Here is a 10,701-nt window from a genome sequence, read left to right as displayed (position 1 = left end):
CGAATGCGATCAGGCGCCCTCGATACCTGTCTGCAGAAAGGCAGGCTGTTCCAGCAGGCCGGGCACATCCAGCTTGCGCCAGATAGCGCCCTGCTCGTCGCAATATTGAATCTGTCCGTCCGTCTCGCTCCTCGTCCAGCCCCCCACCTCGCGCAGCCCCACCACGTTCTCGACCAGCAAGGCCGCATGAGCCTCCCTGTCGGCGAGCACCAGCACGCGGTTCTCATGCTCTCCGGAAGCCGCACCTTGCTGCAGATAGGCCGCCAGGTCCGTGACGCAATACAGGCTGCCGTGCGCATTCATCACGCCGCGCAGCCACGGCTTGGTGAGCGGCACCGGGGTCAGCGGCGGCAGCGGCAGCGCCTCGCTGATGTCAGCGGGATCCACCAGCCAGTTCTGCCCCCCCATCTGCACGGCGAGCATATGCCCCCGGTTATCCGCCAATGTCCGCTCCTTCTCTTCCGATCTGCGTCCGCACCGTTTCCACCAACCGCCTCTTGTCGAAAGGCTTGATCAGGTACTGCTCCACGCCGAGCAGCTTGCCCCGCGCGCGATCGAACAGCGAATCCTTGCTGGTCAGCATGACGATGGGGATTCGGCCGAACTGGGGATGGTTCCGGATCAGGGCGCAGGTCTGGTAGCCGTCCAGCCGCGGCATCATCACATCGACCAGGATGAGGTCGGGCCGGGCGTCGACCACCTTGGACAGGCCGTCGAAACCGTCCTCGGCGAGCACGACTTCGCAGCCCGACTGCGACAGGAATATCTCGCCGCTGCGGCGTATGGTGTTGCTGTCATCGATCAGCACCACCTTCACTCCCGACAGTGGAAGACTCCCGTTCAACCTGCCCCCTTATTGTTTGACGCATCCCTGCGGCTTGCCGCCGGGATGCTAGCCCATCCCCCCGTCCCTGTCACAGCCTTTACCGCCGCCAGAAAACCGGGGTGAAGATGATCAGCAGCGTAAATACCTCCAGCCGCCCGGTCAGCATCGCGAGGGTGCAAACCCAGGTCTGGAAATCGGTCAGCGCCGAATAGTTCGTGGCGGGTCCCACCACGCCGAGACCGGGACCCGCGTTGTTGATGCAGGCGATGACTGCCGTGAACGACGAAATGAAATCGAGGCCACTGATCAGCAACAGGAAGGTGTAAGCCACGATGCTCATGAAATACAGGAAAACGAAGCCCAGCACCGCGAACACGATGCTGTTCGGGACGACCATCCCGCCCACCTTCATCGGGTTGACCGCAGACGGGTGCAGCAGCTTGAGGAATTCGCGCCCGGCCTGCTTGAACAGGATCAGGGTGCGCACCATCTTGAGGCCACCGCCGGTCGACCCGGAACTGGCGACGATGCAGGACAGGAACAGCATCCACAGCGGGGCGAAGATCGGCCACTGCGCAAAATCCACGCTGGCGAATCCGCAGTCCGTGGCGATGGAAACCAGGTTGAAGCTGGCGTGGCGCAGCGCAGTCCAGAAATCAGCGTAGGTTCCCTGCCACCACAGGAACAACGCGATACCGACGCAGCTCGCCAACACCACGCTCAGCATGGCGATAGCTTCGGTGTCGCGCAAATAGACCCTCAGGCTCTTGCCGCGCCATGCCAGGAAATGTGAGGCAAAGTTCATCGCCGCCAGCAGCATGAACACGATCAGGATGAATTCGATCAGCGGCGAATTGAAATAGCCCACGCTGGCATCGTGAGTGGAGAAACCGCCCAGCCCCATCGCGGCGAAGGCATGGCAAACCGCATCCAGCCAGTTCATTCCCGCCCACTTCAACGCGGCGATACAGGCCAGCGTGATGCCCAGATAGACCACCCACAGGTTGCGCGCGGTATCGGCGATGCGCGGGGTGAGTGCGGAATCCTTCATCGGCCCCGGCGTCTCGGCCTTGAACAACTGGCGACCGCCGATGCCCAGCAGCGGCAACACCGCCACCGCCAGCACGATGATGCCCAGGCCGCCCAGCCAGTTCAGTTCATGCCGCCAGATATTGATCGCGGGAGGCAGGTTGTCCAGCCCGACCAGCACCGTCGCACCCGTGGTGGTCATGCCGGACATGGTCTCGAAATAGGCATCGGTGAACGACAGGCCAGGCATCGCCAGCAGCAACGGCAACGTACCGAAGGCCGGCATCGCCGTCCACATGACCACCACCAGCAGGTAGCCATGCCGGATCGTCAACTCGCCCTTATAGTGGCGCGTCAGCATCCACATCAGCACGCCGGAAGCGGCCGTCCACAGCATCGCCAGCAGGAAATCCAGCAGCATGGTGGTGTCCGCATAGATCAGCGAAGTCACCACGGGTATCAGGTAGGCGATGCTGAACACCACCAGCATCAACCCGAGAGCATGAAGAACCGTAAGCGCGCGTCCCATCAGAAGAACCCGAGGTTGACCTGGAACAGCTTCTCGACCTTCTTCACCATCTTCTTCTCGGTGACGAACACGATCACATGGTCTTCCGCCTCGATCACCGTATCGTGATGGACGATCACCACCTCATCGCCGCGCACGAGGGCGCCGATGGTCGCCCCCTTGGGCAGGTCGATCTCCTCGATGCGTCGCCCCACGATGCGCGAAGACTGGCGGTCGCCGTGCGCGATCAGCTCGAGCGCCTCCGCCGCGCCGCGACGCAGCGAGTGAACCACCGCGACGTCGCCCTGGCGCACATAGGCGAGCAGAGAACCGATGGTGACCTGCGCCGGCGACAGGGCGATGTCGATCTTGCCGCCCTGCACCAGCCCCACATAGGCGCTGCGGTTGATCAGCGCGACCACCTTGCGTGCCCCGCCCTGTTTGGCGAGCAGCGCCGACATGATGTTGTTCTCGTCGTCGTTGGTGAGCGCGCAGAACACGTCCACCTCGCCGACGTTCTCCTGGTGCATCAGCTTCTCGTCGGTGCCGTCACCGTTCAGCACCAGGGTGTTGGTCAGCTCGCCCGCCAGTTTCTGGCAGGTCTTCTTGTTGTACTCGATGATCTTGACCTGGTAGTCGCGCTCCAGCGCCTTGCCCAGGCGACGGCCGATGTTGCCGCCGCCGACGATCATCACGCGCTTGGAGGGTTTGTCCATCCGGCGCATTTCCTGCAAAACGCTGCGGATGTTGTCGGTCGCGGCGATGAAGAAGATCTCGTCGCCGTCCTGCACCACTGTGCTGCCCTCGGGGATGATCGCGCGGTCCTGGCGGAAGATCGCCGCGACGCGGGTTTCGACCTGGGGCATGTGCGTGCGCAGGAAACTCAGCGGATTGCCCACCAGCGGCCCGCCTTCGAAGGCGCGCACCGCCACCAGCGACACCTTGCCGTCGCCGAACTCCAGCACCTGCAGCGCCTCGGGGAATTCGATCAGCTTGGTGATGTACTCGGTGAGGATCTGCTCGGGGCAGATGGAGAAGTCGACGCAGAAGTTGTCCGCATTGAACACCTCCTCGCGATTGAGGTAATCGGAGGCGCGGATACGCGCGATGCGCGTGGGCGTGTTGTACAGGCTGGCCGCGAGCTTGCAGGCCACCATGTTAACCTCGTCACTCTGCGTCACCGCCAGCAACATGTCGGTGTCGGCGATGCCCGCCTGCTCAAGCGTCGACGGGTGCGAAGCGCTGCCGGTCAGCGTGCGCAGGTCCAGCCGGTCCTGCAGCTGACGCAGCTTCTCGCCGTCGGTATCCACCACGGTGATGTCGTTCGCCTCGCTCACCAGGCTTTCCGCCACCGTCGAGCCGACCTGTCCCGCCCCCAATATCAATATCTTCACAAACCCTCCCTTTGGGTCATTGTTGCGCGCGTATCCAGTTCTTCCATTGTTCGAACAGCTGCGCGCCGCGCGACGCGATCACCGAACGCTGCCAGATGTCACCCTGCGCGAAATCGTCGTTCTCGATACAGCAGGCATGGCCGCCCGCTTCCCGCAGGATCAGCGTGCCTGCAGCATAGTCCCACAGCTTCTGCCCGCCGTGCAGATAAACGTCGTAGCGCCCGGCGGCGGTGTAGCACCAGTCCAGCGCGCTGGCGCCGAAATTGCGCTGCGAGCTGTACGGCGGATGGGCCGCGAGCCGCGCGACCAGCTTCATGTCCAGGCGCTTCAAGTCGACATTCGCCAGCGCCTCCTCGAGCGACTCCACCGCTTCCCGACCGACCAGCTTCTCGCCGTTCAGGAATGCGCCCCTGTCCTGCTCCGCGGCGAATACCTCGTCGGCCACCGGGTCGTACACCACGCCCAGCACGCTCTTACCTTCGCGCAGCAGCGCCGCCGACACCGCAAAATAGGGGAGGCCGCGCACGAAGTTGGAAGTACCGTCGAGGGGATCGATGCACCACAGCCCGTCATTGCCTGCCTGCCAGAGCGCATGCTGCTCCACGGCGGACATCTCCTCGCCCAGCACCGGCACATTGAGGATGGCTTGCAGCTTCCTGGACAGCGCGGTCTGCGCCGCCATGTCCGCCTCGGTGCACAGGCTGCCGTCGCTCTTGCGCTGGTGGGCCACCTTGAGATAGCGCGGCATGATCTCTTCCGCCGCGACCAGCTTGACCGCCGCGACCACGGCCTTGAGCATCGCGCTCATGCCGCTATTCCGCGCTGTGCTGCGTCTTTCCGTCATCACTTACGCTTCGTTCTTCCACTTGATGGAACAACCCATGCTGGCTATCTGCTCGCGCGGCCCCTGCCCGGTCTTTGCCACCTGCAGCATGGCGTTGAACAGGTCGCGCGCCGCATCCGGCACCGCTTCCTTGCGGGAGGCGTCGAGGCGGCCTCGATATTGCAGCTCGAGGTTGGCGTTGAAACCGAAGAAGTCCGGCGTGCATACCGCGCCGTAATCCTTCGCCACTTGCTGGGTCTCGTCCCACACGTAGGGGAAGGGGTAGGCGAACTCCTGCGCAATCTTCTTCATGTTCTCGAACGAGTCCTCCTCGTAATCGGCGGGATCGTTCGACATGATGGCGATGGTGTTGATGCCGTGCTGCTGCAGTTCGCGCGTGTCGCGGATGATGCGGTCGCGGATGGATTTGACGTAAGGGCAATGGTTGCAGATGAACATCACCAGCAGGCCGTTGGGGCCGCGCGCGCTTTCCAGCGTGTAGCGCTTGCCGTCCACGCCCGGCAGGTCGAAATCGCGGGCCTTCCAGCCGAAATCGCACAATGGGGGTTGCAGACTGACCATTGGAAATTCCTCACATTATTTTTAAGCCGTTATATTATCACGCCGACCCATAAGCTATTCCGACCCATGCCCCGTTTCTACTGCCCTCCGCCGCTCCCCACGAGCGGATCATTCGACCTGCCGCCCGAAGCGGCCCACCATGCCAGTCGCGTGCTGCGCCTGCGCGAGGGTGACCGCGTGGAGATATTCGACGGCATCGGCAACGAGCGCCGCGGCGTGATCGCCGGAATCAGCGGCAAGCACGTGACGGTCGGCGAACTCGCCGCCACTGACACCCACCGCGAATCCCCGCTGCGCGTGGTGCTCGCGCAGGCCCTGTCGAGCAGCGAAAAGATGGACTGGGTGATCCAGAAGGCCACCGAACTGGGCGTGACCGAGATCCAGCCGCTGGACACCGAGCGCAGCGTCGCCCGCCTCACCGCCGACCGCGCTGCGAAGCGCATGGAGCACTGGCGCCAGGTCGCCATCTCCGCCTGCGAGCAATGCGGCCGCAACGTGTTGCCGGAGATCCATGCTCCGCTCGACATCATGGCCTGGCTGCGCCAGGTGCAGGACTCGCCGGAGACCAGGCTCATCCTGCTGCCGCAGGGTGCGACCTCGCTGCATGCCCAGCCGAAACCCCAAAACGGGGTCGTGCTGCTGATCGGCGCGGAAGGCGGTTTCGCCCCGGCCGAAAGCGAGACCGCGCTCAGCTGCGGCTTTGCCCCCATCCGCATGGGCGCGCGCGTGCTGCGCACCGAAACCGCCGCCGTCGCGGGACTTGCGGCGCTGCAGATGCTGTGGGGAGACTTCAGCTGAGGCACATCAGTCGAAAGAAGCTATCGATCATCGGCCTTGCGCTGTCGACAGCGCTGGCCCTGCCCGCCGTTGCGTCGGCGGAAACCGGCAACGTCACCCTCTATGGCGTGGCCAACCTTTCCTATGAACTGGTCAGCCTGGGCACAGGCACCGCTGGCACGCCTGCCGTCACCGGGCCGAGCAACGTCAGCAAGGTATCCAGCAACGCCTCGCGCCTCGGCCTGAAGGGAACGGAAGACCTGGGCGACGGCCTGTCCGCCGTCTGGCAGATCGAATCGCTGATCGCCATGGATAATGCCGGCGGCACCTTCGCCACGCGCAACACCTACGCCGGACTCGACAGCAAACAGCTGGGCCGGCTGCTGCTGGGGCGCTATGACACGCCATACAACACCACCACGCGCAGACTGGACTGGTTCATCGACACCATCGCCGACAGCCAGCCGCTGATGGGCGGCACCACGGGCATCTCCGCGACGCTGGGCTTCGCCGGCCGCCAGACCGACGGCGTGCTCTACGTCAGCCCCCTCGTCCACGGCTTCACCGGCACGGTCCAGTACGCGAACACCTCGGAAGGCAACACCTCGGCCGCACAGCCTAAATCGAGCCTGCTGTCGATGGCGGGTTGGTACAGCGAGGGACCAACCTACGCCGCGCTGGCGCATGAGATCCACTACCTCAACAGCCTGACAGGCGGGCGCGAAAACGCCTGGAAACTGACGCTGGGCTACACGCCCGAGCAATTCGGCATCGGCTTCGCTGTGGAAACCACGCACGACAATCTCGCCGCGCAGGGCGCGAACCAGTGGGGTCACCGCGCGTGGTACCTGTCCGGCAAATACATGCTGGGCAAAGACGCAGTGAAAGCCGCCTACACCAACGTCGGCCAGCTCGGCGCCACCGCAAACACCGGCGCCCGGCAATACACGCTGGGCTACGACCACAACCTGAGCAAGCGCACCACGCTGTACGGCCTGTACACGCGACTGCAAAACCAGTCGGCCATCAACTACGGCCTGTCGTCCGCGAGCTCCGGCGGCGGGGCGAGCACCATCGTCGCACCGGCTTCGGGCGCATCGCCATCGGCCTGGTCGTTCGGCATCAAACATATTTTCTAACCCTCAGGAGAGCACATGCCCTACGTCAACATCCGCATCGCCGGGACGCTGAGCCGCGAACAGAAGGCGAAGATCGCCGAGGAGATCACCGACACGCTGGAGCGCATCGCGCTGAAACCCGCTTCGTACACCTACATCGCCTTCGACGAATTGCCCGACGAGAACTGGGCCATTGCAGGAAAGTTGCTGGATGAAGAATAGCGCGGCATTATTCGCGCATTCCATGAGGGAGAACCCGTAATGCCCGCCACCACTAGCCCCGCCGATTTCGTCGCCTGGTTCCGCTCCGTCGCGCCCTACATCAACGCGTTCCGCGGCAAGACCTTCGTCATCGCCTTCGGCGGCGAGGTGGTCGCGGACGGCAAGTTCGTCGAGCTGACCCACGACTTCAACCTGCTCGCCGCGCTGGGCATCCGCCTCGTGCTGGTGCACGGCGCACGGCCGCAGATCGAGCAGCACCTCGCCAAGAGCAACCTCGGCGACACCTACCATCAGGGCATCCGCCTGACCGACGCCCAGACCATGCAGTGCGTGAAGGAGGCCGTCGGCCGCGTGCGTCTCGAGATCGAGGCGCTGCTGTCGATGGGCTTGGCGAATTCACCCATGGCCAACGCCGACATCCGCGTCGCGGGCGGCAACTTCATCACCGCGCAGCCCATCGGCGTCATCGGCGGCGTGGACCTGCAACACACCGGCAGCGTGCGCAAGGTGGACGTCGCCGCGCTGAACGACCGCATGGATTTCGGCGAAGTGGTGCTGCTGTCGCCGGTCGGCTACTCGCCCACCGGCGAGGTGTTCAACCTCACGCTGGAAGACGTCGCCACCGCCACCGCTGTCGCGCTGGATGCCGACAAGCTGTTGTTCCTGATGGACACCGACGGCGTGACCGACAAGAAGGGCAACCTGCTCAAGGTCCTCACCATCGCCCAGTCCCAGGAAGTGCTGGCCAGCAAGCGCAAGCTCCCGGACGACGTCGCCCTGTTCCTGCCCTGCGCCATCCGCGCCTGCGAAGCGGGCGTGGCGCGTACCCACCTCATCAGCCGCCACACCGACGGCTCCGTGCTGCATGAGCTGTTCAGCGACGAGGGCATCGGCACCATGGTGGTGGAGAGCACGCTCAACACCCTGCGCGCCGCAACCATCGAAGACATCGGCGGCATCCTCGAACTGCTGCGCCCATTGGAGGAGAGCGGCATCCTCGTGCGCCGCTCGCGCGAGCTGCTGGAGCGCGAGATCGACCGCTTCGTGGTGCTCGAGCACGACCACCGCATCATCGGCTGCGCCGCGCTCTACCCCTTCCCCGACGAGGCCGCGGCGGAACTCGCCTGCCTCGCCGTGGACGGGCAATGCCGCGACCGCGGCTACGGCGAGGCCATCCTCAACCACATGATCTCGCTCGCGAAGGCGCAGAAGCTGAAGAAGCTGTTCGTGCTCACCACGCGCACCGCGCACTGGTTCATCGAACGCGGCTTCAAGGAAAGCGACGTCGCCGAACTGCCCGCGCAGAAGAAATCGCTGTACAACTTCCAGCGCAAGTCGAAGGTGTTTGTGCGGAAGATTTAGGAGAATGCCCTGATGCAGCAAGAAGATACTCGCCCGCCAATTCCGGCAGAGCTTAGAAGAAGAATCTTAGTGGAGGCCGGTCATCGATGCGGGTTGGGTACGACCTAGCGATTGGGACCGCCGGCGGGGCGATTAAGAGTAGTCCTGATGCGTTATTAATAACGGAAAAAGGTCGCCAATTTATTCAATCTCTTGGAGTCATAGAGCTGTAGCGACTCAAACCTTTGTGGGGTGAGTTCTTCCCGCCTTGTTTAAGCTCACCTTTGGGTGACCCAATTGTAGGAGCGTGCCCTGCACGCGATAGCGCTGTCGCGTGCAGGGCACGCTCCTACAAAATCTGCTGCCCCGCTTCTCCCAGCAATCGCCTCAGCGCCTCCCATCCCTTCCGTTCATCCGCGAAGTCTGCCGTAAAGGCGCACTCTTCCGGCGACACAGGCTCGACCACCGCCGCCAGTTTCTCCAGCACCGCGATGTCCGCCTCGGAGGCGTCGCTCGCCTGCGCCTGGCGTTGGGCGATGCGTGCGCGCAGCAGCGACAGGTCCACAGGCATGGCGGCGATGGCGAAGGGCACATCCATCTGCCGCGCGAGATCGCGAAAGCGCGCTCGCTCGCCGTGCCGGAGGAAGGCGGCATCGACGATGACGGGGAAGCCGCAGCCGAGCAGTTCGAGCGCGAGGTCGTACAGGCGCGCGTAGGTACGGTGCGTGGCCCCCTTGCTGTAGAGGTCATCGCCAAAGCGGGAACGGCTGCTATCCAGCGCGCCGAGTCCGTACAGGCGCTTGCGCTCGACGTCGGAGCGGATGCGGATTGCGCCGTAGCGTTCGAGCGCGGTCTGCGCGATGGTGGTCTTGCCGGAGCCGGGCAGGCCGTGCGTGATGATGAGCGCGGGACTGGGTTTCGCGAGGCAGTTGCGCGCAAGGTCGAGGTAGCTGCGGCTGGCTTGCAGCAGTTCGTTCGTGGCGCGCGGTTTCAGGCCGGGCTGGGCGGCGCGGATCGCGTCCACCTTGGCGCGCACCGTGGCGCGATAGGCGAGGTAGAAGCGCAGCACCGCCATGCCGCCGTAGTCGCCCGTCGCTTCGAGGTACGCATTGAGCAGCCGCCAGGCGTAATCGGGACGGCCGCGGTGCAGCAGGTCCATCACCGGGAAAGCGATCTCGTCCATCACGTCTATCCAGCACAGCGCGGGGCTGAACTCGATGCCATCGAATGGCACCGGCTCGCCGTCTATCAGCGCGATGTTGCCGAGGTGCAGGTCGCCGTGGCATTCGCGCACGCAGCCTTCCCTGCGCCGTCGCTCGAACGTTATCGCGCACGCCGCGAGTTCGGCTTCGGTCGCGGCCCTCAGTTCGGCCACGTCCTCCGCTTCCGGCAACTGCTCGAAATTCTGCATCGCCGCGTCGCGGATCTCGGCGGCAGTACCGAAGGCCGTGTCTGCTGCTGCGGGAGGCAGCGCGGCGTGGAAACGCGCGACGGTCGCCGCGAGTTGGTCGATGTGCGACGGCGCGATGCCGCCACGCGCAAGCTGACGATCCATCAGACAGCTTGAGGGGAAGCGCCGCATCTTCACCGCGTATTCGATGGCGGACGGAATGCCGAAGCGGGGATCGTCCGGGTCGCCGCCGATGGCGACCACGCCGAGATACAGCTGCGGTGCGAGGCGGCGGTTCAGGCGGTATTCCTCCTCGCAGTAATGTTTACGCAATGCGAGCGTAGAGAAGTCGAGGAAGCCGAGGTCCACCGGCTTCTTGATCTTGTAGGCGTAATGCCCGGCGAGCAGCACCCAGGAGATGTGCGTCTCGATCAAGCGCACGTGCCGCGCCGGCTCAGGATAGCGGCGCGGGTTGAGCAGCGCTGCGACGAGCCGCTGCCGGGATAGCATTTCTTGCGAGGAGGCCATCGTGCTCCTTTTTTGTGGTCGGGGCATCTTACCGTCCCGCGGAGGAATCGCCTACTTTGAAAAGTTAAAGCGTGCACCTCCACAGGCCGTTCGCGGTGAGTGTTTTCCGTTCGTTCCTTCGATACACCGCGCTACGCGCGGCACTCAGGACGAACGGAAAACG

At 64.2% G+C, this 10,701-nt stretch carries 11 protein-coding genes; 4 read left to right on the top strand and 7 right to left on the bottom strand.

Going from position 1 to position 10,701, the window contains the following annotated elements:
* Nucleotides 1-9: 9 nt before the first annotated feature.
* From FGKAn22_RS00450 to FGKAn22_RS00425, 6 genes are all read right to left on the bottom strand, one after another.
* Nucleotides 10-444, bottom strand: coding sequence for a chemotaxis protein CheW (locus FGKAn22_RS00450; RefSeq protein ID WP_212786041.1), 435 nt, complete (start codon nt 442-444; stop codon nt 10-12).
* On the bottom strand, nt 434-844 hold the full coding sequence (locus FGKAn22_RS00445; protein ID WP_212786040.1) for a response regulator: 411 nt from the start codon (nt 842-844) through the stop codon (nt 434-436). Before FGKAn22_RS00445 ends, FGKAn22_RS00450 begins: the two co-directional genes overlap by 11 nt.
* A 79-nt stretch (nt 845-923) precedes the next feature.
* On the bottom strand, nt 924-2,384 hold the full coding sequence (locus tag FGKAn22_RS00440) for a TrkH family potassium uptake protein (protein WP_212786039.1): 1,461 nt from the start codon (nt 2,382-2,384) through the stop codon (nt 924-926).
* A complete protein-coding gene (gene trkA / locus FGKAn22_RS00435) occupies nt 2,384-3,757 on the bottom strand; it encodes a Trk system potassium transporter TrkA (protein WP_212786038.1) in 1,374 nt (457 codons plus the stop codon). Before trkA ends, FGKAn22_RS00440 begins: the two co-directional genes overlap by 1 nt.
* Nucleotides 3,758-3,773: 16 nt before the next feature.
* A complete protein-coding gene (locus FGKAn22_RS00430; protein WP_212787103.1) occupies nt 3,774-4,556 on the bottom strand; it encodes an inositol monophosphatase family protein in 783 nt (260 codons plus the stop codon).
* A 48-nt stretch (nt 4,557-4,604) separates the two neighbouring features.
* Nucleotides 4,605-5,162: a thioredoxin family protein gene (locus FGKAn22_RS00425; RefSeq protein ID WP_212786037.1), complete on the bottom strand. Its 558-nt coding sequence runs from the start codon at nt 5,160-5,162 to the stop codon at nt 4,605-4,607.
* 66 nt (nt 5,163-5,228) lie between these two features.
* Here FGKAn22_RS00425 and FGKAn22_RS00420 point away from each other — a divergent pair, with 66 nt between their 5' ends.
* The 4 genes from FGKAn22_RS00420 to argA are packed head-to-tail and all read left to right on the top strand — an operon-like array spanning nt 5,229 to nt 8,641.
* Nucleotides 5,229-5,960, top strand: coding sequence for a 16S rRNA (uracil(1498)-N(3))-methyltransferase (locus FGKAn22_RS00420; protein WP_212786036.1), 732 nt, complete (start codon nt 5,229-5,231; stop codon nt 5,958-5,960).
* Nucleotides 5,942-7,078: a porin gene (locus FGKAn22_RS00415; protein WP_212786035.1), complete on the top strand. Its 1,137-nt coding sequence runs from the start codon at nt 5,942-5,944 to the stop codon at nt 7,076-7,078. The genes FGKAn22_RS00420 and FGKAn22_RS00415 overlap by 19 nt, the downstream gene beginning before the upstream one ends.
* Before the next feature lie 15 nt (nt 7,079-7,093).
* Nucleotides 7,094-7,279, top strand: coding sequence for a tautomerase family protein (locus FGKAn22_RS00410; protein WP_212786034.1), 186 nt, complete (start codon nt 7,094-7,096; stop codon nt 7,277-7,279).
* A 39-nt stretch (nt 7,280-7,318) separates the two neighbouring features.
* Nucleotides 7,319-8,641 (top strand): amino-acid N-acetyltransferase, encoded by a 1,323-nt coding sequence (argA, locus tag FGKAn22_RS00405; protein ID WP_212786033.1) that lies wholly within the window; start codon nt 7,319-7,321, stop codon nt 8,639-8,641.
* A gap of 328 nt (nt 8,642-8,969) precedes the next feature.
* Here argA and FGKAn22_RS00400 read toward each other — a convergent pair whose 3' ends face one another.
* Nucleotides 8,970-10,538 carry a bifunctional aminoglycoside phosphotransferase/ATP-binding protein gene (locus tag FGKAn22_RS00400; protein ID WP_212786032.1) on the bottom strand — a complete coding sequence of 523 codons (1,569 nt, stop codon included), beginning with the start codon at nt 10,536-10,538 and terminating at the stop codon, nt 8,970-8,972.
* Nucleotides 10,539-10,701: the final 163 nt, after the last annotated feature.

This window comes from Ferrigenium kumadai (assembly GCF_018324385.1).
GTDB lineage: Bacteria > Pseudomonadota > Gammaproteobacteria > Burkholderiales > Gallionellaceae > Gallionella > Gallionella kumadai.
Note: the sequence above shows the minus strand (reverse complement) of the source record. Positions and strands in the feature narration are given on the sequence as shown.

Excerpts from the sequence above, each read along its gene's own strand:
- FGKAn22_RS00440 (WP_212786039.1), bottom strand. The coding sequence starts at position 2,384 with ATGGGACGCGCGCTTACGGTTCTTCATGCTCTCGGGTTGATGCTGGTG.
- FGKAn22_RS00430 (WP_212787103.1), bottom strand. The coding sequence starts at position 4,556 with ATGCTCAAGGCCGTGGTCGCGGCGGTCAAGCTGGTCGCGGCGGAAGAG.
- FGKAn22_RS00425 (WP_212786037.1), bottom strand. The coding sequence starts at position 5,162 with ATGGTCAGTCTGCAACCCCCATTGTGCGATTTCGGCTGGAAGGCCCGC.
- FGKAn22_RS00420 (WP_212786036.1), top strand. The coding sequence starts at position 5,229 with ATGCCCCGTTTCTACTGCCCTCCGCCGCTCCCCACGAGCGGATCATTC.
- FGKAn22_RS00410 (WP_212786034.1), top strand. The coding sequence starts at position 7,094 with ATGCCCTACGTCAACATCCGCATCGCCGGGACGCTGAGCCGCGAACAG.
- argA (WP_212786033.1), top strand. The coding sequence starts at position 7,319 with ATGCCCGCCACCACTAGCCCCGCCGATTTCGTCGCCTGGTTCCGCTCC.
- FGKAn22_RS00400 (WP_212786032.1), bottom strand. The coding sequence starts at position 10,538 with ATGGCCTCCTCGCAAGAAATGCTATCCCGGCAGCGGCTCGTCGCAGCG.